Source organism: Pseudomonas taeanensis MS-3, from assembly GCF_000498575.2.
Taxonomy (GTDB): domain Bacteria; phylum Pseudomonadota; class Gammaproteobacteria; order Pseudomonadales; family Pseudomonadaceae; genus Aquipseudomonas; species Aquipseudomonas taeanensis.
The window spans coordinates 1804689-1827144 of sequence record NZ_AWSQ01000001.1 but is presented as its reverse complement, the minus strand read 5'-3'; the positions used below and the strand labels follow the sequence as shown (position 1 = coordinate 1827144).

General features: G+C 60.4%; 21 protein-coding genes. 10 read left to right on the top strand and 11 right to left on the bottom strand.

The genetic code is table 11. The features are described from left to right. The first annotated feature begins 34 nt into the window (after positions 1-34). From TMS3_RS08005 to choX (TMS3_RS07990), 3 genes are all read left to right on the top strand, one after another. Entirely contained in the window at positions 35-1564 is a 1530-nt protein-coding gene (locus tag TMS3_RS08005; RefSeq protein WP_025164741.1) for an aldehyde dehydrogenase, read from the top strand. A gap of 323 nt (positions 1565-1887) precedes the next feature. Beyond that, entirely contained in the window at positions 1888-2832 is a 945-nt protein-coding gene (choX, locus tag TMS3_RS08000; RefSeq protein WP_029866202.1) for a choline ABC transporter substrate-binding protein, read from the top strand. Positions 2833-3586: 754 nt separating this feature from the next. Beyond that, complete coding sequence (gene choX / locus TMS3_RS07990) at positions 3587-4531, top strand: choline ABC transporter substrate-binding protein (protein ID WP_029866201.1); 945 nt, start codon at positions 3587-3589, stop codon at positions 4529-4531. Positions 4532-4585: 54 nt separating this feature from the next. On the opposite strand, the gene TMS3_RS07985 is transcribed toward choX (TMS3_RS07990), so the two are convergent. The 7 genes from TMS3_RS07985 to TMS3_RS07955 form a co-directional block, all read right to left on the bottom strand. Continuing rightward, positions 4586-5755, bottom strand: a complete 1170-nt coding sequence (locus TMS3_RS07985) for an iron-containing alcohol dehydrogenase (protein WP_025164737.1) — start codon at positions 5753-5755, stop codon at positions 4586-4588. A gap of 8 nt (positions 5756-5763) precedes the next feature. After that, positions 5764-7155, bottom strand: a complete 1392-nt coding sequence (locus tag TMS3_RS07980) for an aldehyde dehydrogenase family protein (RefSeq protein WP_025164736.1) — start codon at positions 7153-7155, stop codon at positions 5764-5766. 111 nt (positions 7156-7266) lie between these two features. Then, positions 7267-8640: a glutamine synthetase family protein gene (locus TMS3_RS07975; protein WP_025164735.1), complete on the bottom strand. Its 1374-nt coding sequence runs from the start codon at positions 8638-8640 to the stop codon at positions 7267-7269. 177 nt (positions 8641-8817) lie between these two features. Beyond that, positions 8818-9870: a TRAP transporter substrate-binding protein DctP gene (gene dctP / locus TMS3_RS07970; protein WP_025164734.1), complete on the bottom strand. Its 1053-nt coding sequence runs from the start codon at positions 9868-9870 to the stop codon at positions 8818-8820. A 173-nt stretch (positions 9871-10043) separates the two neighbouring features. After that, positions 10044-11369, bottom strand: a complete 1326-nt coding sequence (locus TMS3_RS07965; protein WP_025164733.1) for a TRAP transporter large permease — start codon at positions 11367-11369, stop codon at positions 10044-10046. After that, positions 11369-11875, bottom strand: coding sequence for a TRAP transporter small permease subunit (locus TMS3_RS07960; RefSeq protein WP_025164732.1), 507 nt, complete (start codon positions 11873-11875; stop codon positions 11369-11371). Before TMS3_RS07960 ends, TMS3_RS07965 begins: the two co-directional genes overlap by 1 nt. A 218-nt stretch (positions 11876-12093) precedes the next feature. Further along, positions 12094-12984 carry an esterase/lipase family protein gene (locus TMS3_RS07955; protein WP_025164731.1) on the bottom strand — a complete coding sequence of 297 codons (891 nt, stop codon included), beginning with the start codon at positions 12982-12984 and terminating at the stop codon, positions 12094-12096. Positions 12985-13207: 223 nt separating this feature from the next. Between TMS3_RS07955 and TMS3_RS07950 the strand changes: the two genes are divergently transcribed. Continuing rightward, positions 13208-13489, top strand: a complete 282-nt coding sequence (locus TMS3_RS07950; RefSeq protein WP_025164730.1) for a hypothetical protein — start codon at positions 13208-13210, stop codon at positions 13487-13489. A gap of 37 nt (positions 13490-13526) precedes the next feature. Here the strand turns inward: TMS3_RS07950 and TMS3_RS07945 are convergent, their stop codons facing one another. Continuing rightward, the gene (locus TMS3_RS07945; protein ID WP_025164729.1) at positions 13527-14423 is read right to left on the bottom strand and encodes an AEC family transporter; all 897 of its coding nucleotides are present in this window, start codon (positions 14421-14423) and stop codon (positions 13527-13529) included. A gap of 193 nt (positions 14424-14616) precedes the next feature. Between TMS3_RS07945 and osmE the strand changes: the two genes are divergently transcribed. From osmE to TMS3_RS07915, 6 genes are all read left to right on the top strand, one after another. Beyond that, a complete protein-coding gene (osmE, locus tag TMS3_RS07940) occupies positions 14617-14988 on the top strand; it encodes an osmotically-inducible lipoprotein OsmE (protein WP_025164728.1) in 372 nt (123 codons plus the stop codon). 251 nt (positions 14989-15239) lie between these two features. After that, entirely contained in the window at positions 15240-15740 is a 501-nt protein-coding gene (gene ureE / locus TMS3_RS07935; protein ID WP_025164727.1) for an urease accessory protein UreE, read from the top strand. A 108-nt stretch (positions 15741-15848) separates the two neighbouring features. Next, entirely contained in the window at positions 15849-16523 is a 675-nt protein-coding gene (locus tag TMS3_RS07930) for an urease accessory protein UreF (RefSeq protein ID WP_025164726.1), read from the top strand. 16 nt (positions 16524-16539) lie between these two features. Beyond that, positions 16540-17154, top strand: a complete 615-nt coding sequence (gene ureG, locus TMS3_RS07925; RefSeq protein WP_025164725.1) for an urease accessory protein UreG — start codon at positions 16540-16542, stop codon at positions 17152-17154. Between the two features lie 66 nt (positions 17155-17220). Beyond that, positions 17221-17793 (top strand): HupE/UreJ family protein, encoded by a 573-nt coding sequence (locus TMS3_RS07920; protein WP_025164724.1) that lies wholly within the window; start codon positions 17221-17223, stop codon positions 17791-17793. Positions 17794-17952: 159 nt separating this feature from the next. Then, the gene (locus TMS3_RS07915; RefSeq protein ID WP_025164723.1) at positions 17953-18864 is read left to right on the top strand and encodes a glycerophosphodiester phosphodiesterase; all 912 of its coding nucleotides are present in this window, start codon (positions 17953-17955) and stop codon (positions 18862-18864) included. A gap of 740 nt (positions 18865-19604) precedes the next feature. Here the strand turns inward: TMS3_RS07915 and TMS3_RS07910 are convergent. Genes TMS3_RS07910 through livM form a run of 3 tightly spaced genes read right to left on the bottom strand, consistent with a single transcriptional unit; the run spans position 19605 to position 22449 of the window. Further along, complete coding sequence (locus TMS3_RS07910) at positions 19605-20321, bottom strand: ABC transporter ATP-binding protein (protein WP_025164722.1); 717 nt, start codon at positions 20319-20321, stop codon at positions 19605-19607. Continuing rightward, positions 20318-21193: an ATP-binding cassette domain-containing protein gene (locus tag TMS3_RS07905; RefSeq protein ID WP_025164721.1), complete on the bottom strand. Its 876-nt coding sequence runs from the start codon at positions 21191-21193 to the stop codon at positions 20318-20320. Before TMS3_RS07905 ends, TMS3_RS07910 begins: the two co-directional genes overlap by 4 nt. Continuing rightward, positions 21190-22449: a high-affinity branched-chain amino acid ABC transporter permease LivM gene (gene livM / locus TMS3_RS07900; RefSeq protein WP_407691609.1), complete on the bottom strand. Its 1260-nt coding sequence runs from the start codon at positions 22447-22449 to the stop codon at positions 21190-21192. The genes TMS3_RS07905 and livM overlap by 4 nt, the downstream gene beginning before the upstream one ends. Positions 22450-22456 lie beyond the last annotated feature (7 nt).

Sequence of the window (22456 nt, the reverse complement as noted above, 5' to 3'; positions counted from 1 at the left end):
CGGCCTTCTTCTACACGCAACCAAGGACTGAACCATGTCGACCGAAGCGCGAGTGGCAGCAACACCCGAGACACTGCGTCAGCATGACTGGTGCAGTCTGGCGAAGAATCTGAAGATCGAAACCGGACTCTTTATCGACGGTCACTTTGTCGAGGCACTGAAAGGCAATCGTTTCGACAGCATTAACCCGGCCACGGGCAAAGTACTGGCCTCGGTCGCTTACGGCGGCGAAGACGATATCAATCGCGCCGTGGCTGCCGCCAAACAAGCCTGGCACAGCGGACATTGGCGGCACATGGCGCCGCGTACGCGCATGGGCATTCTCATGCGCCTGGCCGACCTGATAGAGAGAAACTCCGCCGAGTTGGCTCTGCTGGAAACCCTGGACATGGGCAAACCGATTACCGATGCCCTGACCATCGACCTGCCCGAAGTCATCAATACGTTTCGTTACTACGCCGAGTGCATCGACAAAATCGACGGCGTCGTCACCAATACTGCCCCCGAAGCGCTGCATATGATCCAGCGCGAACCCCTGGGCATTATCGGCGCCATCTCGCCCTGGAACTATCCACTGCTGATGGCTTCATGGAAGGTCGCCCCGGCACTGGCGGCAGGTAACTGCGTGGTGCTGAAGCCGGCACAGCAAGCGCCTCTGAGCTGTCTGCGACTGGCCCAGTTGTTCATCGAAGCCGGTGGCCCGCCAGGGGTGTTCAACGTAGTCAACGGTGACGGCCCCGTTACAGGCAAGGCACTGGCCCTGCATATGGATGTAGCCAAAGTCAGCTTTACCGGCTCAACTGCAGTCGGCAAACAAATCATGATCTATGCCGGCCAGTCCAATCTCAAACGTGTGGCGCTGGAAACCGGTGGCAAGAGCCCACAAATATTCATGGCCGACCTCGAAAACCTCGATGCGGCAGTGGAGCGTGCCTATGGCGGCATCTTCGACAATGCGGGGCAGGTGTGTAACGCCGGCTCCCGGCTGCTGGTGCATCGCGACATTCATGACGCCTTCGTGGAAAGGTTCATTGCACGCAGTAGCCAGGCCTATCAACCTGGCGACCCGCTGGATCCAGCAACGACCCTGGGGCCAGTGGTCACCCGCGCCCACCAGCAAGGCGTGCTAGAGAAGATCAAGCAAGGCAGCTTGGAGGGTGCCCATCTTGCCTTGGGCGGAAGCGCACCGGCGGGTATGGAGCAGGGTGCGTATGTCACGCCAACGCTGTTCACCGGCGTAGATCAGAACATGAGCATCGCCCGGGAAGAAATATTCGGCCCGGTAGCCTCGGTGATGAGTTTTGACAACGAAGCGCAAGCCATTGCCATTGCCAACGACTCCATCTACGGGCTGGCGGCCAGCGTCTGGACACAAGACCTGAAAACGGCCCATCGCATGGTGCAGGCCATTGAAGCCGGGGTGGTCTGGGTCAACTGCTTCGGGGATGGCGACATGACTCAACCCTTTGGCGGCTATAAGCAATCCGGTAACACGCGGGACAAGTCCTTCGAGTGCCTGCTTGGCTACACCCAGAGTAAATCTGCCTGGTTCAACCTTGAATGAGTCGAATCGGTGAATCTGCCAGTGCATTGGCAACATATTCAGCAATGCGTAATCGGCCACATCGGAGATATTTTACCGCTTTCGCTGCCGCATAGCTGAGCCTATCCAGCCATAAGAAAAGCAGCCACAAAGGTAAAAATAATATTGATGGCCAGCTTAAGTATTCACGGACACTATCGACAGTTTACAAAACGCAATCACTTAAGTTAACCATCATCCAACCCAGGAAAAGCTTTAAACGGAACTACTCAACATTTACAGCGCACTTAAACCAAGCAAGAGAAATCCACTCTCTCGCCCCGCATAAGTAACAGAGGAATCACATGACTATAAAGTTAGTTCCCGCACTGATGAGTACTCTCCTATGCTTCAGCGCCGGAGACCTTCTGGCTCAAGAGCCCAGCTCATGTAAAACCATGCGCATAGCCGATATCGGCTGGGTGGATAACGCCGCCAACAATAGCGTGCTCGTAACGCTATCCGAGGGGCTTGGTTACACGCCGAAGAAAACCATGGTTTCCTTACCTATCACCCTCGCGTCCATTCAGAAGAAACAGATGGACGTCTATCTTGATTATTGGTCTCCGTCCACCGACGAAACGGTCAAACCATTCCGCGACAAAAAAACCGTAAAAATTCTGCAGGAACCCAATATGCGCGGCGCCAAGTACACCCTGGCCGTACCGACTTACCTGCATGAAAAGGGCCTGAGAGACTTTGCCGACATTTCCCGCTTCAAGGAAGAACTCGGTGGCAAGATCTATGGTATTGAGGCGGGCTCCGGCGGTAACAAGCAAATCAATAAAATCATCGGCGAAAACAAATTCGGCCTGGGTGATTTCAAGCATATCGAGTCGAGTGAGGCGGCCATGAGGGTCGCGGTGGCCCGCGCGATCAAGAAGCAAGAAGCCATCGTCTTCCTCGCCTGGGCCCCGCACCCGATGAACCTGCAGTTTGATATGACCTATCTTTCAGGTGGCGATGACTACTTCGGCCCTAATTTTGGCGCAGCCGAGGTCTATACCATTACCGCTACGGACTATGATCAGCGCTGCCCAAATGCGGCCAAACTGGTCTCGAACATGAAGTTCACGGTTGAGATGGAAGCTGCGCTGATGGATCGAATCATGCAAAAAGAAGACCCCAACGTCGTGGCTAAGGACTGGATCAAGCAGAACCCTGAGTGGCTGGACACCTGGCTTGCCGGTGTGACGACCTTTGACGGTAAAAGCGGCATTGAAGCGGTCAAAAAACACTTAAGCCTCTGAACCCTCACCTGGTCTCGGATTGTCTCGCCCCGAGACCAGGATCCTCCCCTGCCTCCCCTCACAGCGGATGGCCCTTCCTCTCGATGCAATGTCCGCGCCTCAGCCCCTCGCGGAGGCCTAAGTCAGCGCAGCAACCAGGCCGCCCCGCCGGTCAATCCTCCAATGATTCACAACTTGCCATGCCGCGAACAGGTGAGCAGTTCTAGCATCCAGTCGAACACAGCGGCTCGGTCCGATTTGCTTAAGTCCAGGTAATGCGCCAAGCGCTCCACCTGCGGTTCGGTGCCGGCTTTATTGGTCTGCAGCGTCTCATCGAGGCCCGTTGAGTAAACCGTGATGGGCGCCGTACCGAGTAGCCAATGGATGCGCCTATGGGCTAGGGTGCGTATGTGGCAACCCTGTTGCAACACATGAGCATCCTTCGGGGTAACGTATATTTGGCAGGGCGCTGGCAACGGCTACGCTTACGCGGATCAGGCCATACCGAGAGTTTTTTCTCCAGCCTTGCTGCTACCGCCCCTCTAACTGAGCATGTCCATCCATAAAAAAAACGACCCCTAAGGCAAAAAATTTATTGATGGCCAGTTTAAAACCCCACGCCCACTATCAGATCACTAAAAAAACCAGCGCGGTCAACCGCCCCATCAGCCACTCCCAAAAACGCCTTAAAAACACTACTCAAGCACTTACAGCGCACTTACACCAAGCGAGACACAGCTACCCTCTCGCCCCACCTAAGTAACAGAGGAATAACATGACTATAAAAATAGTTCCCGCACTGATGAGTACTCTCCTATGTTTCAGCGCCGGAGACCTTCTGGCTCAAGAACCCGACTCATGCAAGGCCATCAAATTCGCCGATATCGGCTGGGTAGATAACGCCGCCAACAATGGACTGACCATGGTTCTGGCCGAAGGCCTTGGCTATAAACCCAAGGCCACCATCGTCTCCCTGCCAATCGCCCTGGCATCCATCCAAAAGAAACAGATGGACGTTTTTCTGGATTACTGGTCGCCCGCCTCGGACGATACCGTCAAACCATTCCGTGACAAGGGAACCATTAAAGTCCTGGAAGAGCCCAACATGCCGGGCGCCAAGTACACCCTGGCCGTACCGACCTACCTGTTTGAGAAAGGCCTGAAAGACTTTTCCGATATCCCGCGTTTCAAAGAAGAACTCAACGGCAGAATCTATGGTATCGAGGCGGGTTCGGGCGGCAACAAGTTACTCAATCAAATCATCGCCGAGAACAAGTTCGGTCTGGGTGAATTCAAGCTGGTTGAGTCGAGTGAAGCCGCCATGCGTGTAGCGGTGGCCCGCGCCATCAGCAAGAAGGAGCCGATCGTATTTCTCGGCTGGGCCCCGCACCCGATGAATCTGCAGTTTGATATGACCTATCTAACTGGCGGGGATGATTATTTCGGCCCTGACTATGGTGCGGCCACCATCTATACCATTACCACGCCTGACTACGCGGAACGCTGCCCGAACGCGGCGAAACTAATCTCGAACATGAAGTTCACCACTGATATGGAAGCCGCGTTGATGGCGCGGATCATGGAACATGAAAAAGCCGACGTAGTGGCGACGGACTGGATAAAGAAGAATCCACAATGGCTCGAAACCTGGCTAGCCGGGGTGACGACCTTTGATGGCAAGAACGGCCTTGAGGCAGTCAAGAAACACCTGGATCTCTAAATCCGACCCGCCTCGAACCGGCTCGGTTCGAGGCGTCTATGTTGTCCTGCCGCTTTATATTTCGCCGTGCAAGGCCCTGGTGAACAGCTTGCTGTATTCGGCGGAGCTGAAAGCAATGGGGTTGGTGCCAGCGGAAGGGTCGACCTCGGCCATCTTGCCGACCTGCTCGACACGCGTATCGTCGATGCCTATCTCGCCCAAGCTGTGGGGAATGCCCACCTCGGCTCGTAATTGCAGGATCCAATCGAGCACCCCGGCGAACCCTGGCTTTTTCAGGTCCAGATAGCGTGCGAGGCGCTCCATCTGCGGTTCGATGTGCGCCTGGTTGGCTTGCAGCACGAAGGGCATCAGCACCGCGTTGAGCAGCCCATGGTGGGCGTCGTACAAGGCGCCGAGCGGATGCGCCAGGGCGTGCATGGCACCCAGGCCACGCTGAAAGGCGGTGGCGCCCATGGTCGAGGCCACCAGCATGTGCAGGCGTGCCTCGACATCTGCCCCCTTGGCCACTGCTCGCGGCAGGTATTCCTTAACCAGACGCATGCCCTCCAGGGCGATACCCTCCGCCATGGGGTGGAACAACGGCGAGCAATAGGCCTCCAGGTTGTGCGACAGGGCATCCATGCCGGTGGCGGCGGTGATCTTGGCTGGCAGACCGACGCTCAGTTGTGGGTCGAGGATGACCTGATCCGGAAGCATCCTGGCGTGAAAGATGATGCGTTTGAGCTGCGCGACCTCATCGGTGATCACCGAGGCGCGACCGACTTCCGAGCCGGTTCCGGCAGTAGTCGGCACCGCTACCACCGGGGCCATGCCGGCAACGTTGACTCGCAGACAGTTGTCGCCAATGTCCTCGAAATCCCACAGGGGACGATCCTGCCCGGCCATCAGGGCGATGGCCTTGCCAGCGTCCAGTGCAGAGCCGCCGCCGAAGGCAATCACCCCGTCATGACCGCCTGCCTTGAAGGCGGCAACTCCATCCATCACGTTCTGCCCGGTGGGGTTACCCTTGATCGCTGAGAACAACTCGGTCTGCAGGCCGTCGTCGCGGCATTGCAGCAACGCTTTATCAAGCATCGACAAGGCCGCCAAACCAGGGTCTGTGACCAACAACGGCGCACGTATGCCCAGGGCATGGCAGGCCTCAGGCAGTTCGGTGATACGTCCGATACCAACGCGGATAGCGGTCGGATAGTTCCAGTTCATTCGGTAGTGGTTCAGGTCCATGACGCGCCTCACAGCTGGGTCTTGAAGTGGAAAGATTTCGGTCGAGTCAGATGCTCGTAGCCGACACTCGACAGGCTGCAACCGTGCCCGGAGTTTTTCACCCCAGTCCAGGCCAGCGCCGGATCGAGGTAATCGCAGCGGTTGAGGAACACCGTGCCGGCCTCGACCCGGTCGGCCAGGGCCAGTGCGGCCTCGACATCGCGACTGAAAATCGCAGCGGTGAGGCCGAACTCGCTGTCGTTCATCAATGCCAACGCCTCTTCATCGTCCTTGACCTTCTGGATGCCGACTACCGGACCAAAGGATTCCTCGGTCATTACTCGCATGCCGTGGTGCACGTTGGTCAGCACCTGCGGCGCCAGGTACGCCGAGCCCGGTTGGTCCAACGGAAATTCGTCCGGGTCGATATGGGTGAGCGCGCCTTGGGCCACTGCCTCGGCGACCTGCTCGCGGACAAAGTCGGCAGCGTCACTGCGCACCAACGGGCCGAGGGTGGTGTCCGGGTCGTCGGAACGGCCCAGCTTGTATTGTTTGACCAGCGCTACCGCCTGTTCGACGAAGGCCTCATACAGCGTCTCGTGCACGTAGATGCGCTCGATACCGCAACAGGATTGTCCGGAGTTGAAGAAGGCGCCATCGATACTGGTCTCCACCGCATGGGCGAGATCGGCATCGGCGCGCACGTAGGCCGGGTCTTTGCCGCCCAGCTCGAGCCCCTTACCGATAAAGCGCCCCGCCGCTGCGCGCTCGACCATGGCGCCGCCCGGCACCGAGCCAGTGAAGGCCACATGTTGCACTGCCGGGGCCTTGATCAGTTGCTCGGTATCGGCATGGCTGAGGTGCAGGTACTGGAATACCCCGTCCGGCAGTCCCGCCTCGGCGAAGGCCTCGACCATGCGCTCGGCGCAAAGGGGCGTCTGCGCCGAATGCTTGAGCAATACCGCGTTGCCGGCCAGCAGCGCTGGCAGCACGGCATTCACCGCAGTCAGGTAAGGGTAATTCCAGGGTGCGATGACCAGGGCCACGCCCAGCGGCTCGCGGCGAATAAAGCGGATGAAGCCGGGCTTGTCCGGCAGCTGGATATCGGCCAGGGCACTCTCGGCAATATCGGCCATATGGCTGGCGCGTTCGACGAAGCCGCGGATCTCCCCGCCGGCATAGCGGATCGGCCGGCCCATCATCCAGCACAGCTCTTCGGCCAGTTGGTTTTCCTTGGCGGCGAAGACGGCAATGGCCTTGCGCGCAATGCTGACACGCTCGGCCAGCGTGGTGTGTTTCCAGACTTTCTGCGCCTGTTCGGCCTTGGCCAGGGCCATGGCTATTTCACTGGTCGAGGCCAGGGGACGCTCGACATACACCGAGCCGTCGATGGGGGAAATGCACTGTAACTGCTTGCTCATTGCTCACTCCGTAGAAGCCGGTCCCGATAGACACTTAGCCCGAATGCAACCTGGAATGGGGTCAAGCCGCCACCGGATTGCACCCGGACTACCAGAAGGGAGGCGCGTGACTCAGATGATTTCGAAGTAGCGATCCAGCTCCCAATCGCTGACATGCCGACGGTATTCACGTTCCTCCCATTCTCGGCTGGCGGCGAAATGTTCGACGAACGGATCACCGAACAGCTCTCGCGCCGCAGTGGAGGCCTTCAAACGCTGCGCCGCGTCCCACAGGGTGCGCGGCAGGGCCAGCTCTTCAGGATGCTTCTGCGCATAAGCGTTACCGACCACGGGATCGGTCGGCTCCCACTTCTGCATGATCCCGTACAGGCCAGACGCCAAGGCCACCGACAGGGCCAGATAGGGGTTACCGTCCGCCGCACCGAGGCGATATTCCTGGCGCTGCGACTTATCGCTGCCGGGGATCACCCGCAGCGCCGCAGTGCGGTTTTCCACGCCCCAGGTGGCGTCGGTGGGCGCCCAGAAACCAGGAATCATGCGCCGGTAGCTGTTCAGAGTCGGCGCCACCATGCACAGGAACTCAGGCATCAGGCGCTGCTGGCCGGCGAGAAAGTGTCGCTGAATCTGGCTCATGCTGTGCGGTTGGGCCGGGTCGTAGAAGGCCGACTTGTTGCTGGCACTGTCGCGCAGGGAGACGTGAATGTGCCCACTCTGCCCCGGATAATCGCCCGACCACTTGGCCATGAAGGTGGCCATCAGACCGTTGCGCTGGGCCAGCACCTTCATGAAGGTCTTGAACAACGCGCCCTTGTCCGCCGCCGCTTCGGCATGATCATAGGCAATCGCCGCCTCCAGCACGCCCGGTCCGGTCTCGGTGTGCAGGCCCTCGATGGGAAAGTCCATGCGCTCGGCCATCTCGAGGATCTCGTGATACAGCTCGGCGTGCACCGAACTGCGGATGGTCGAGTAACCGAACCAGTCCGGAGTGAACGGTTTGAGATTGCGATAGCCCTTCTCGCGCACCGACTCCGGGGTCTCATCGAACATGAAGAACTCATACTCCAACGCCGCATAGGCGTCGAAGCCCATCGCCTGGCAGCGCTCGATTACCCGGCGCAGCGTGCCACGCGGGCAGACTTTCTCGGCCTGCTGATCGAACTCGCAGATGAACAGCAACATGCCGTTCTCGAACGGAATATCCCGGCAGGTATGCGCCAGCACCCGCACCGGTGCGTCCGGGTAACCGGTGTGCCAGCCGGTGTAGCTGGCATTGTCATACAGCTGATCCTTGACGTCCCAGCCCAGCACCACGTCGCAGAAGGCGAAGCCGTGCTCTAGGGCGGAGAAGAACTTGCTGCGGCTGAGGTATTTGCCGCGCATCACCCCATCGTTATCGAAGACGCCCACCTTTATGTGGCTGAGGCCGCGCTCTTCGACGATGCGTTTGGCGTCCTCGATGGTTTTAACATCCCGCGGATTGAGCATATGCACCCCTGATTATTGTTATTGCCGACCTCCGTTGTCGGCGTTGTCAGTCGATTAACCCCTGCCTGATGGCGATGGCCAACCAGCTCGTGGCCAGCAGCCGAGTGCGCCCAGCCTGAGCCACGCGCTTGCGCACGCGGCACGAAGAGCCGCGACCAGGGCAGCCCACACCCGCTCTCAATAGCGGTAGGGTGGGCCAGCTTTGGCCATCAGGGCGTTGTATTTCTTGAATATCTCCACCACTTTGGCGCTGCGCGGACTGGTCTTGGCGATCTCGTCCCAGAACTTGTGCGCCTCGTCTTCCACGGTTTTCCACTCCGCATCGGGAATGGTGGTGAGCTCCAGCTTGCCGCCCTCGACCCGCAACTGCGCCTCGCCGCCCCAGTACCAGTGCTGGCGGTAATAGTGCGAACTGTCCATGCACAGTTTGAACAGGGTCTTGAGGTGCTCGGGCACTTCGGCCCACTTCTCCGAGTTGGCGAAATAAGAGCCGATCCAGGCGCCGGAGATGTTGTTGGTGAGAAAATACTTGGTCACGTTGGCCCAACCGACGGTGTAGTCCTCGGTGATGCCCGACCAGGTGATGCCGTCCAGCTCGCCGGTCTGCACCGCGACCTCGACATCCTCCCAGGGCAGGGTCACCGGGATCACCCCGAAGCGGGAGAGAAACTTGCCGGCGGTAGGGAAGGTAAAGATGCGCTTGCCCTTGAGGTCAGCCAGGCTCCTGATCGGCTCGACCGTGGCGAAATGACACGGGTCCCAGGCGCCGGCACCGAGCCAGGTGACGCCCTTGACCTCGCTGTAGGCTTCCTCCCAGATCTGCCGCAGGCCGTACTTCTCGAACAGCACCGGCACGTCCAGGCTGTAGCGTGTGGCGAAGGGAAAATAGCCGCCGAATACCGAGACATCCACCGGCGCGGCGATCGAGTCGTCGTCGCTCTGCACAGCATCAATAGTGCCGCGCTGCATGGCGCGGAACAACTCGCCGGTCGGCACCAGCTGATCGGCGAAGAACAGTTGAATCTCCATCTCACCGTTGGCCGCTTGATTGAACGCATCGATGGACGGCTTGATCACATGCTCGGCAAGCGCCGGACCGGCATAGGTCTGCAGGCGCCAGGTGATCTTCTTCGGCTCAGCGGCATAGATATGCGCCGAGCCCAGGGCCGTGGCGCCCACTGCCCCGGTAGTCACCGCCGCGGTTTTCAGAAAATTGCGTCTCGTACTCATGCTGTTATCTCCAATAGTGTCGATTCAGATGTCATACAACCGCATAGCACTACTGCGACCCTGCCAGGTCGGTGCAGCGTTTTTCAGGTGGCCCTCTTGCCCTCGCTTGGGGGCGCCGTTCTCGCCCGCGTCAATCATCCAACTGCTTGGCTGCCGGTCCTGAAATCTCTTGTTCAGCGTGCGTAATGCCATTGAGGCAGCCACAGGGCCAATTGCGGAAACATCATCACCAGCACCAAGGCCAGGATCATGATCAGCACGAAGGGGGTAACCGAGACATAGATGTCCCGCAAGGTCACTTCCGGCGGAGCCATGGCACGCATGAGAAACAGGTTGTAGCCGAAGGGCGGGGTCATGTAGGCGATCTGGCAGGTAATGGTATAGAGCACGCCATACCAGACCAGATCGAAACCCAGGGCGCCGACTAGGGGCACGTAGAGGGGCGCAACGATGACCAGCATGGCCGTGTCATCCAGGAACATGCCCATGAGGATGAACGACAGCTGCATCATGATGAGGATTTCCCAGGGCCCCAGGTTCATGCGATCGACGAAGAAGCCCTCAATGGCATTCACTGCGCCCAGACCATCGAACACCGCGCCAAAACACAGGGCCGCGAGGATGATCCACATGAACATGCAGCTGATGCCAAGGGTCTTGCGCAGGGTCTCCTCCATCACCTGGGCGGTCAGCCGGCGCTTGAGCAGCGCGGCCAGGGTCGCCGCGGCGGCGCCCACGGCCGAACTCTCAACCAGACTGGTGATGCCCATCAGGAACAGGCCGGTCATGGAAAAGAAGATGAACAAAGGTGCGATGCCGGCCTTGAGCAGACGCACTTTTTCCGTCCAACTGATCGCCTGCCGCTCCTCCTCGGGCAAGGCCGGCCCCAGGTCTGGCTGCAGGCGGCAACGGATGACGATGTAGAGTACGAACAGACCCGCCATCATCAAACCCGGAAAGACCCCGGCCAACCACAACTGCCCCACCGGCTGCCGCGCGATCATGCCGTACAGCACCAGTACCACGCTGGGCGGAATCAGAATGCCCAGGGAACTGCCGGCCTGGATCACCCCGGTCACCATGATCTTGTCGTAACCGCGGCGCAGCAGCTCCGGCAAGGCAATACTGGCGCCGATGGCCATGCCGGCGACACTCAGGCCATTCATCGCGGAAATCGCCACCATCAGGGCGATGGTGCCGATCGCCAGGCCGCCGTGAAGCGGCCCCATCCACACGTGGAACATCCGGTACAGATCGTCGGCCAGCCCGGACTCGGAGAGCATGTAACCCATGAACACGAACATCGGCAGGGTCAGCAGCGGGTACCACTTCATCAACTTCATGGCCGCGCTGAAGGCGATTTCCGAGCCGCCGTCGCCCCATAGCAGCAAGGCAGAAACCACCGCGACGAAGCCGATGGCGCCGAACACCCGCTTACCGGTGAGTAACAGCAACATCATCGAGGAAAACATCAGCAGCGCGATGAGTTCATAACTCATTACAACGTTTCTCCCCGCGCCGCGGCGACATCCTTGAAGAAGGTGGCGATGGTTTGCAACAGCATCAGCGCCACGCCGATGGTCATGATGATCTTGATTGGTGCCATCGGTGGCGACCACGCCGAATAGCTGGTTTCGCCATACTCGAGCGCGTATCGGGTCGAGGAAATACCGCCGTAGAGCAGGAAGACCAGGTAGAAAATCAGGAAGCCGACGGTGAGAGCATCCATGATCGCACTGGTTTTGGGCGACCAGCGGCTGTAGAACAGGTCCATGCGCACATGGGCATCGAGTTGCATGGAGTAGCCGCCGCCCAGGAGAAAATAGGCGACCATCAGGAACTGCGCGGTTTCCAAGGTCCAGGACGCCGGATGGAAGAAGGTCTTACTGATCGAGGAATAAAGCAGCACGCCCAGCATGACGAAGATCAGGTACATGGCGAATCGGCCTATGACCCGATTCATCGCATCCACTGCTCTGACAAAAACCCTTATGGCTTTAGGCATGCTAAGTCCCGCGAAATAGTCGCTATCTCGTCAGACTAGTCGAAGATTCACTAAAGCCAACTCACTCACCCTCCAGCCGCTGCCATGCTGTCAGGGCATCACGCCCCGGGACCAGGACACGCTGATAAAGAGCCCGACAAAACGGGAAATGCACGCAACAGCGCTTGATTCGACGAGAGCCGCGCGCCTGCACCAGACAGTGCAGCACCTGGCCGCGTCTACAGGCCCGCATCCCGCAAGCGCCGGGAATGCTCGACGAACAGCCGCACCGGATCGGCACCCTTGCCGACCAGACCGAAGCTCTGATTGATGATGTCGAAGTGATCCAGCGGCAAGTCGTCGGCAATCACCTTGCCCAAGTGCGAGCTGTAGCGGCCGACCATGCCATCGCAGTGTCCGGCCTCACGGCGAAAGGTGCGGGCGAACAGCCGACAGGCCAGATTCGGCCCGTCCCAGCGATTGCCGCCGCGATTGGTGATACCCGCTTGCAGGGTGCCGGACCAGGAGTAATAGCGCACGCCACTCACCTCTTCCGCGCCCTCGCCGCCCCAGGTCTCGGCTACGCCTTGCGGATAAAGCGCGTTGAACGCGGCGACGCCTTGAGTGGTCAGCGATTGCTGCGCGGCGCGCACATCCATGGGCAAGCGCGGTCCTTTATAGGCGCTTTCCAGCCAGGCCATACAGCGCGCCACACCGCGCATCACGGCGGCCAGGAGTTTTTCGCGCACACTGCCAGAGGGCGCCCAGCGCAGGAGGAAGTCAGCCAACTCCGAGCCATGATTAGGCCCGGCCACCGAGGTCACCGAGGCCACCCACTGCGGTTTCAGCGCGGCGGCATAGCGAGCGCTCAGCGCGCCCTGGCTATGGCCGATCAGGTGCACCTTGTCGGCCCCGGTCTCCTGCAAGACCTGGGCGATACGCTCGAGCAACTGCTCGCCCCTCACCTCACTGGAGTGCACCGAAGAAAGCAACACGGGAAACACTTGGGCACCCTGCCGGCGCAACGCCGAGACGATGCCGTACCAATAGGGATAACCGAGCAACCGGATAAACCCCAGTAACCCTGGCACCAGCACCAGTGGGTATCGCGGCGTAGCGGACTTCGACATGAGTGAGCATCCCTGTTCGACAAGCAGTTGAGTGAGCGGCGCCGGAAGGCACGGAAGACTGATTAACCATAGCGCAAAACCGGCCACGCCCCTTGATATAGAGGGGTTCGCCCGACCATCAAACGGGTCGATGGGCACTATCGAGCCGCTCAACTTCTTATCCGCCGCCAAGTCCCTAGAATTGCCTCCTGTAGCCATTGTGCCCCCACCTGGAGGAGCCGACATGAAACGCCAAATCCTTATCAGCCTGTTCCTGAGCCTGTTCGCCGCCAACGCCTTCGCGCTGCCGAACCTCAATCCCCAGCCTCTGCTCGGCGAAGTGAAAGACAGCCAGCCAGAAATTCAGCTGCAAGATCGCCATGTAGCCGAAGGGGGCACCGAGCGCCTGCTGCAGCAGCGCTTGCGTACTGCGGAGAACGGTGCAGCGCGCACGCCAGGACAACAGCATCTACGCCTGGCCGAAGGCGGTACCGAACGTCTGCTGAAGCAACGTCATGCGGGTTAGCCCCGATTGGTTAAAGCAGAACGAAGACGCTCTGGCTTCAGGCCACCAGAAGCATCCACATCGGCAGCGTCAGCGCCGCCAGTACGGTGGATAGAAACACCGCCGAGCTGACGCTACGAGTGTCTTCCGGGTTTTTCGCGAAGGCCAGTACATTGACCCCGCTGGGGCAGGCGGCCAGTAGTACCAATACAGAACGCGCCGCATCGCTCAGCCCGGGCAGTAGCGTGCTCAGCCACCAGACCATGGCCGGGAACAGCACCAGCTTGGCCAAGGTCAGACCCAGCACCATACGACTGGGCCGCAGCCGATAGCGCGACAGGCTCACACCCAACACGATCAAGGCGCAGGGCAATGCCGCCTGAGCCAGCCAGGTGAACATGCGCCACAGCGGCTCAGGCAAGCCCACCTCCGAGACGTTGAGCAGCGCACCGAGCAGCAGACCGACGATCATCGGATTGGCCAGATTCTTCAGCAGCCCCCTCGCATCGACTCGCTCTGGACTACCGAAGGCGGCATAGAAACTGTGCAGGGAGAACAGCGTCAGGCTGTGAAACACCAGAATGGCGAACACATACACCAGTCCTGCCGAGCCCATCAGGGTCGTCACCAGCGGAATGCCGACCAGCACATTATTGGAAAAAGCCGCTACCAGCCCCAACGGCGTGGCTGTGCCGCGCTGCCGGTGGACGAGCAGGTTGACCAGGCCGAATACCAGCAGCACTGGCAGGTAATAGGCAAGCAGCAGCATCGGCGACAAGCCGTCGGCCAGCGGCGCCTTGGCGATACCGGCGAACAGCAAGGTCGGCATGAACAGCTTGAAGGTGATGTTGGCCAAGCCGGCCGCCGACTCGGCGCTCAGCCACTGGCGCCAGCCCAGCAGGTAGCCCAGCAGCACCAATGCAAAGATCGGCAGAATCGCCTGAACAGCTACCATCAATGGAGAGGCTCCTGAACCACGCAACGAGCACGCAAATTTCGCCCAAAGGGGGCATGTTTGAGAGGGCGCCAGTGTAAGCGCGCGCCCGCCTGAATACGACTCGCCCCATGCACGTTGCGGACACTGCCTGCCGGTTTTTGTGGTTCCAATCAGCTGTAGCCCGGTCAGGCCCGCCACAAGGGAAGACACCATGTACCTGCGAACCCTGAGTGTTGCCGGTGTGCTGACGGCACTGGCCGGGTGTGCCGGCCAGACACAAAACCCGATCGACTACCTGACCTATCGCGACGAGCCATTGGTCCAGGAAGTAGCTTTAGACATGAACAAGCAGCACGTTCTGGAAATCGCCGGCCCCCCGTCCAGCGAGGAGCCGCGCACCGTCAGCCCCGGCACCTGCAATAACTACATTCTCAATAAGGAAGGTCGGCAGCAGGCCTATTACGTCAGCTTCAACTCGGCTGGACGCGTCGATGGCAAAGGCTTCATCAGTTGTCAGCAGATGGAGAAAAATGAACGCGCGCGTGCTCGTGCGCCGGTCTTCGATCGTGGCGGCGGTTATTGAGACTGATGCCTAAAACATGGGACTGCGACGACGGCCAGCTTGCCGCGTATCGCCCGCCAGTGTTGCGTTGGCAGGCAGCCGACGCAGTTTGAGCACTCAATCGGTGCGCCGACTAGCGTCGCGCACCAAATAATCCCGAGTAGTGCCTCATTTCTGCTAGCCGCCTAGCCCCAGTCCCGCAACCCTCAAGGTTAATGCAGGTTGGCAAGCCCCTTGCTCTGTTCCCGGCATTGAACTGCCGGAAACTGCCCATGCTGGTGATCCACCAACGTATCCCCGCCCAGGACCACTGCGACGCCGAACTCGAACTGAGCTTTGAAGCCCGCAGTAAATGCCGTCTGCGCTGCTTCACCCGCCAAGGCGAAGAGGTCGGTCTGTTTCTCGAACGTGGCCTGGCGCCGCTGCGCGACGGTGAATGCCTGAAGGCCGAGGACGGTCGCGTGGTCCGCGTACACGCCCGCGCCGAAACGCTGTTGCACGTCACCTGCGCCAACGCCTTCGAACTGACCCGCGCCGCCTATCACCTGGGCAACCGCCACGTGGCCCTGCAACTGGGTGAAGGCTGGCTACGCCTGCCCGACGACTACGTGCTGCAAGCCATGCTCGAACAACTGGGCGCCACGGTAGAGCGAATCGAAGCCCCCTATCAACCCGAGCACGGTGCCTACGGCGGCGGTCATCACCACTCCCACGCCGGCGAGGCCGAGTTCAGCTACGCGCCGCGCCTGCATCAATTCGGGGCACGTAAGTGAATTCCGAACGGGCCTTGCTGCACCTGACCAGCCCACAGCTGCCGAATTGTCAGCTGGTTACGGTACGGCTGACTATGCGCCGTACCACCCTGAGTTCGGTGTCGGCCGATGAATAAGGCATGGGCCTTACTCCGGTTGGCCAGCCCTCAGCTGCCTATCGGTGGCTACAGCTATTCGCAGGGGCTGGAAATGGCGGTCGAACAAGGCCTGGTGCATGACCCGGAAAGCGCTAGACACTGGATCGCCGATCAACTGTTGCTTAACCTCGCGCGCTTCGAGGCGCCCTTGCTGTTGGCTCACTGCACAGCAGCCGCCAACGCCGACTGGACGACCCTGAAAACGCTGGTCGAACAGCAACGCGCCAGCCGCGAGACCCGCGAGCTGCATCAGGAAAGTCGGCAGATGGGCTACTCGCTGGCGCAACTGCTGGCTGACCTGCCCGAACTGGACGACGCCTCACACACCTCGCTCAGCGAACTCGACGCTCCCGGCCTGGCCGCTGGCTGGGCGCTGGCCGCCCGCGCCTGGCGCATCGACCCGCAGGATGCCCTTGCCGCCTGGCTCTGGGGCTGGCTGGAAAACCAATTGGCGGTGCTGATGAAAACCCTGCCGCTCGGTCAGCAGGCCGCTCAGCGCCTGACCTCGCAACTGCTACCCACACTCGAACAAGCGCAGCTGCAGAGCCTTCAGCTACGCCCCGAACATTGGGGCGGTGCCGCGTTCGGCCTGACACTGGCGAGCATGGCCCATGAACGCCAATACAGCCGTTTATTCCGCTCTTGATAAGGAACACTCAACGATGAACAGCCAACCTCTGCGTGTCGGCATCGGCGGCCCGGTCGGTTCCGGCAAAACGGCACTGACCCTGGCGCTGTGTCTGGCCTTGCGCGAGCGCTACAACCTGGCCGTGGTAACCAACGACATCTACACCCAGGAAGACGCCCAGTTCCTGGTACGCAACCAGGCCCTGCCGCCGGAGCGGATCATCGGCGTGGAAACCGGCGGCTGCCCGCATACCGCGATACGCGAAGATGCTTCGATCAACCTGGAGGCAGTGGATCAACTCAACCGGCGCTTTCCCGGCCTCGACCTGATCCTGATCGAGTCTGGCGGCGACAACCTGTCTGCCACCTTCAGCCCGGAATTGTCCGACCTGACCCTCTATGTGATCGACGTATCCGCCGGCGACAAGCTGCCGCGCAAGGGTGGGCCAGGGATCTGCAAGTCCGACCTGCTGGTAATCAACAAGGTCGACCTGGCGCCCCTGGTCGGCGCTTCGCTGGAGGTGATGGATCGCGACAGCAGAAAGATGCGTGGCGACAAGCCCTTCGTCTTCAGCAATCAGAAAATCGGCCAGGGCCTTGATCAAGTCATCGCCTTCATCGAACGCCACGGCATGCTCAAGCCAGCCTGATCGCTACGCGCAACAGCCCGCGCGCCCGGTACAACCGGACAACAACGAACAACCAGGAGTCCCGCCATGAATCGCCACAAAACCCTCTTCGCCCTCGCCCTGCTGTTCAGTCCAACCCTGGCATTCGCCCATAGCGGGCATGACCAGGCGGGTCTGCTGGCCGGCTTGAGCCACCCGCTGCTCGGCCTCGATCACCTGCTGGCGATGGTCGCCGTGGGCCTGTGGGCCGCGCAACAGTCGGGCGCCGCACGCTGGACGTTACCGCTGACCTTTGTCGCCTGCATGCTGGTCGGTGGCGTGCTGGGCCTCGGCGGCGTAGGCATGCCGTTGCTGGAAGGGGCTATCGCCGCCTCGGTACTGGCCTTCGGCCTGCTGGTGGCGGTCGCGGCGCGATTGCCGATGGCTGCCTCCCTCGGCCTGACCGCCCTGTTCGCACTCAGCCACGGCCTCGCCCATGGTCTGGAGCTGCCAACGCAGGTCAATCCATGGTTCTACGCCTGTGGTTTCCTGATCGCCACTGCGGGCCTACATGCCGCCGGTTACGCTCTGGTACGCAGCCTGCCGCACAGCGCAGCGCCGCTGGTGCGCCTGGCTGGTGTCATCTCGGCTGCGGCCGGCGTCTGCTTGCTGGCTAGCTAGCGAAGCAGCTGGGGGCGCTGCTGACACGCTACGACGGGGCCGTAGCGCCCTGTCCCTAATGGTCTGTTACCTGTCGCCATTCGCCGCTCGCCCCACAGCCGTTGATTTGCCATAGTCCAGGCATTGACTACCCCGATTCCCGAACGCTTGGAACCCGCCATGCTGCGCCTCGCTCGCTTCCTGTTTGCCCCGCTGCTATTGATCGTCACCCTGTTGTCCGTGCTGGCGCTGACCAGTCGACCAACAGCGCCACCCTTGGTGCTCAGCACACTAGGTGACCAGCCGCTGGTGATCGCCCATCGCGGCGGGCGGGGATTATGGCCAGAGAACAGTCTGTTCGCCTTCGAGCGCGCCAGCGCCCTCGGCGTGGACATGCTGGAAATGGATCTGCAGCTGTCCAGCGATGGCGAGCTGGTGGTAATCCATGACACCAGCCTGGAGCGCACCACCAATGGCGAAGGCCCGGTCGCCACGCGCAGCCTGGACCAACTGCAGGCTCTGGACGCCGGCTACCGCTGGACCGCCGACGGCGGCGAAAGCTACCCCTATCGCGGTCAGGGCATCCGCATCCCGAGCTTAGCCGAAGTGCTCGAACGCCTGCCGGACATACCCAAGGTGATCGAGATCAAAGTGCCGGATGTCGGCATGGAGGCGCAGCTGTGTGCAGTGCTCAGCGCCAATGACCAGCGTGAGCGGGTGATAGTCGGCAGCTTCTATGAACGCAGCCTGCAACTGTTTCGCGAGCAATGCCCAGGGGTCGCCACCTCAGCCGGGCCCACCTCGGTACGCATGCTGGTGGCGCTCAACTGGCTGGGCTTGGGTAGCCTGCTCTCGCCCTCCTACCAGGCGCTGCAAATTCCCGAACAACACAGCGGCCTGCGCATCGCCAGCGCTGCATTGCTGCAGACTGCCCAGGCGCGCGGGCTGAACGTGCAGCTGTGGACGATCAATGAACAACCGGCCATGCGCCGCCTGCTCGATCTCGGCGCCCAGGGCCTGATCACCGACTACCCGGATCGCGCCCTGCAGCTGCTCGGTCGCTCGACCCGGATCAGCGCACTGAGCGATTAACCGGCCTTAAGCCCACAATGCAGGAATTGAGCAAAAAACCAGCAACCCCGCCCGCGCCTTGGCCGGCCTGGCTTAGGCGCATGCACGCGCAGCTTATCCACAGATAACTCCACAGCCACACTGGATAACTATTCGACCCAGGACCTGGCTTGCGGCCAAACCGTTGAAATAACGTGATTATTTCTTGACTCAGAGCCGTTCGACAGGACCTGTAAAGACCCGCAAAAGCATTGATCAAAAACTGATCTATTCCCGCAAAGCCACGGTTGGCGGGGCTATGCGCAAGGCTTACCGTAGTTACCCACAACCCTACCCACAGCAGCAGGGGACAACTTCCATGAACCGGCGTGCTGCTGAAAAAATCGACTAACTCTCTGTTTTTACGATTAAAACAAGACTGATCAAAAAACACTCAGGCCGCACAGAAGTCCCCACGACAAGGCCTGCACCGCTCTACTCCCACCTTATCCACAGCTCGCTCCACAGTCTTTGTGGGCAACTCTCCATAGCGCCAGCCTCGCCCAGTAGGACCGCTGCGCGGCAGCATCTTCTGGATGCACACCCACAGGCTTTTCCCAGCCTTTGCTTCCCGACTGCAAGGGTCCAGGTTTTAGTTGGATTAACTTGCAACCTGTGCAGCCGCGACCCACAAAAAAGCCGAGGATCGCCCTCGGCTTTTCTGCAAACCAGCAAGCTGATGCGCATCCAGTTGGACAAGCAACGCTAGCCACTAACAGGAACTAGTGCCCGCCCAGATAAGCCTTGCGCACCTCCTCGTTACCCAACAGCTCCGCACCGGTACCGCTCAGGCGGATTTCGCCGTTGACCATCACATAGCCGCGATTGGACAGGCGCAACGCATGGTTGGCGTTCTGCTCGACCAGAAAGATGGTCATGCCGCTCTGCCCCAGTTCGCGCAGGGTCTGGAAGATCTGCTTCACCACAATGGGCGCCAGCCCCAGGCTCGGCTCGTCCAACAACAGCAGCTTGGGTCGGCTCATCAAGGCGCGGGCAATGGCGAGCATTTGCTGCTCGCCCCCGGACATGGTCATGGCGCGCTGGTTACGCCGTTCCTTCAGTCGCGGGAACAGCTCGAACATGCTCTGCATGTCCTCGTCGGCGTGCTGGTCGCCAATCGGGATGGTGCCCATCATCAGGTTTTCCTCGACGCTCATGTCAGGGAACACCCGGCGCCCTTCCGGCGACTGCGCCACACCGTTGGAGGCCACGTAGTGCGAGGACTTGTGGGTGATGTCGGTGCCACGGTAGACAATCTGCCCCGCCGAGGCCCGCGGCTGACCGAAGATCGACATCAGCAGGGTGGACTTGCCCGCACCGTTGGCGCCGATCAGGCTGACCGTCTCACCCTCCTGGATGTGCAGCGAGACCTGTTTCAATGCCTGGATCGGCCCATAGAACACGTCCAGCGCTTTCAGCTCGAGAAGTGGCTCGCTCATACCAGCTCCTCCTCTTCCGCGCCCAGATAAGCGGCGATCACCTTGGGATCGCTACGGATCGCCTCCGGCCCTCCTTGCGCAATCACCAGGCCATGGTCGAGCACCACGATATGATCGGAAATACTCATGACCATCCCCATGTCGTGTTCAATCAACAGCACCGTCAGGTCGTGCTCGTCGCGCAGCAGACGGATGATCCGACTGAGCGCCTCGGTTTCCTGTGGGTTGAGACCGGCCGCCGGCTCATCCAGGCAAATGATCTGCGGTCGCGTGCACATGGCCCGGGCGATCTCCAGGCGGCGTTGCTGACCATAGGACAACTCACCCGCCAGGCGGTTGGCGCAGTCGACCAGATCAACCACTTCCAGCCAGTAGAAGGCATGATCCAGCGCCTGGCTCTCGGCCTTGCGGAAAGCGCGGGTATTGAACACGCCTGCGAGCATGTTGCGGTTGATCCACATGTGCTGCGCCACCAGCAGGTTCTCCACCACCGACATTTCCTTGAACAGACGGATGTTCTGGAAGGTCCGCGCCAGGCCTGCGCGATTGACCAGGTGGGTGCCGCCGAACATCTTGTAATAGATCCGGCTGAGCAGCTTCGGTGGGGAAATGAAGTCGCCCAGTTCAAAGGGCTCACCGAGTACCTTGACCACGTCGGTGCTCTTGCCCCGAGCGTTCAGCTTGATCGTGCCACCGGTGGCACTGTAGAAGCCGGTCAGGCAGTTGAACACCGTGGTCTTGCCGGCACCGTTCGGGCCGATCAGCGCCGAGATGGAGTTACGCTTGATGTTCAGGCTGACATCGTTGAGTGCCTTGATTCCGCCGAAATGCATGGCCAGGCGGTCGACCGAGAGGACAATTTCTTCGCTCATGGCGCAACTCCCTTACGTGGCACGACACCGCTGCGGCTCACCCTGATCAGCCCGCGTGGGCGCCAGATCATCATCAGCACCATGAGAATGCCGAACAGCAGCACCCGGTACTCGGCGAAGGTGCGCAACAGTTCTGGGGCGACGGTCAGCATGAAGGCCGCCAGCACCACGCCGACGGTCGAGCCCATGCCGCCGAGCACGACAATGGCGAGGATCAACGCCGACTCGAAGAAGGTGAAGGACGCTGGATTGACGAAGCCCTGGTAGCTGGCGAAAAACACCCCGGCCAACCCGGCCGTGGACGCCCCGATCATAAAGGCCGAGAGCTTCACCAATACGTGGTTCAAGCCCATGGCGCGGCAGGCGATCTCGTCTTCGCGCAAGGCCTCCCAGGCGCGACCCACCGGCATGCGGGTCAACCGGTGCTTGATATAGAGCACCAGCATCACCACCAGAAACAGCACCAGGTAGATGAAGATGAACTTCATACTGGGGTTGTAGCTGAAGCCGAAGAACTCATGGAACGGCACCCCGCCGTCCTTGGCCCGGCGGGTGAATTCCAGCCCCATGAAACTCGGTGAAGGCACCGACATGCCGTTCGGCCCGCCGGTAAATTCCAGCCAGTTGTTGAGAACCAGGCGGATGATCTCACCGAAGCCCAGGGTCACGATGGCCAGGTAATCGCCGTGCATGCGCAATACCGGAAAACCCAACAATGCTCCGGCCATCGCCGCGGCCAGCGCGGCCAGTGGCAGTACCGTCCAGAAACCCAGACCGAGGTACTCATAGCCGAGCGCCAGGCCATAAGCGCCAATGGCATAAAAAGCCACATAGCCCAGATCGAGCAGGCCTGCCAGGCCGACCACGATATTCAGACCGAGACCCAGCAGCACGTAGATCAGGCCGAGAATCACCACGGTCAACAGGTACTTGCTGGCAAAGATCGGGAAAATCATCGCGATCACGATCAGCATCGGGATGATCCAGCGCAGCCGGCTCTTATAGTCCGGTGCCAGCACGTGTACGCCCGAGTCACTGCTCTCGAAGCTGGCGAGCATCGCCATCCCTTTGGCCGTCTGCAGAAACAGACTCAAGGCAAAACGACCGAGCATCACCACGCCGACGATCATCGCGACTCGATCGATCTCCAGGTTGTACTGATAGCCGTCGAGCACTACGCCGACGATAGGACCGAACACGATCAAGGAGATCAGGCCGGCGAGTACGGCATCCACCAGGCTCTTCTTAATATCCATCGGATTG

Coding starts and splice junctions, on each gene's coding strand:
- TMS3_RS07985 (WP_025164737.1), bottom strand. CDS start 5,755: ATGGACCTGAACCACTACCGAATGAACTGGAACTATCCGACCGCTATC.
- choX (WP_029866202.1), top strand. CDS start 1,888: ATGACTATAAAGTTAGTTCCCGCACTGATGAGTACTCTCCTATGCTTC.
- TMS3_RS07905 (WP_025164721.1), bottom strand. CDS start 21,193: ATGAGCGAAGAAATTGTCCTCTCGGTCGACCGCCTGGCCATGCATTTC.
- TMS3_RS08005 (WP_025164741.1), top strand. CDS start 35: ATGTCGACCGAAGCGCGAGTGGCAGCAACACCCGAGACACTGCGTCAG.
- TMS3_RS07945 (WP_025164729.1), bottom strand. CDS start 14,423: ATGGTAGCTGTTCAGGCGATTCTGCCGATCTTTGCATTGGTGCTGCTG.
- TMS3_RS07980 (WP_025164736.1), bottom strand. CDS start 7,155: ATGAGCAAGCAGTTACAGTGCATTTCCCCCATCGACGGCTCGGTGTAT.
- TMS3_RS07955 (WP_025164731.1), bottom strand. CDS start 12,984: ATGTCGAAGTCCGCTACGCCGCGATACCCACTGGTGCTGGTGCCAGGG.
- TMS3_RS07930 (WP_025164726.1), top strand. CDS start 15,849: ATGAATAAGGCATGGGCCTTACTCCGGTTGGCCAGCCCTCAGCTGCCT.
- choX (WP_029866201.1), top strand. CDS start 3,587: ATGACTATAAAAATAGTTCCCGCACTGATGAGTACTCTCCTATGTTTC.
- TMS3_RS07975 (WP_025164735.1), bottom strand. CDS start 8,640: ATGCTCAATCCGCGGGATGTTAAAACCATCGAGGACGCCAAACGCATC.
- TMS3_RS07920 (WP_025164724.1), top strand. CDS start 17,221: ATGAATCGCCACAAAACCCTCTTCGCCCTCGCCCTGCTGTTCAGTCCA.
- TMS3_RS07910 (WP_025164722.1), bottom strand. CDS start 20,321: ATGAGCGAGCCACTTCTCGAGCTGAAAGCGCTGGACGTGTTCTATGGG.
- TMS3_RS07950 (WP_025164730.1), top strand. CDS start 13,208: ATGAAACGCCAAATCCTTATCAGCCTGTTCCTGAGCCTGTTCGCCGCC.
- livM (WP_407691609.1), bottom strand. CDS start 22,449: ATGGATATTAAGAAGAGCCTGGTGGATGCCGTACTCGCCGGCCTGATC.
- dctP (WP_025164734.1), bottom strand. CDS start 9,870: ATGAGTACGAGACGCAATTTTCTGAAAACCGCGGCGGTGACTACCGGG.
- ureG (WP_025164725.1), top strand. CDS start 16,540: ATGAACAGCCAACCTCTGCGTGTCGGCATCGGCGGCCCGGTCGGTTCC.
- TMS3_RS07960 (WP_025164732.1), bottom strand. CDS start 11,875: ATGCCTAAAGCCATAAGGGTTTTTGTCAGAGCAGTGGATGCGATGAAT.
- ureE (WP_025164727.1), top strand. CDS start 15,240: ATGCTGGTGATCCACCAACGTATCCCCGCCCAGGACCACTGCGACGCC.
- osmE (WP_025164728.1), top strand. CDS start 14,617: ATGTACCTGCGAACCCTGAGTGTTGCCGGTGTGCTGACGGCACTGGCC.
- TMS3_RS07915 (WP_025164723.1), top strand. CDS start 17,953: ATGCTGCGCCTCGCTCGCTTCCTGTTTGCCCCGCTGCTATTGATCGTC.
- TMS3_RS07965 (WP_025164733.1), bottom strand. CDS start 11,369: ATGAGTTATGAACTCATCGCGCTGCTGATGTTTTCCTCGATGATGTTG.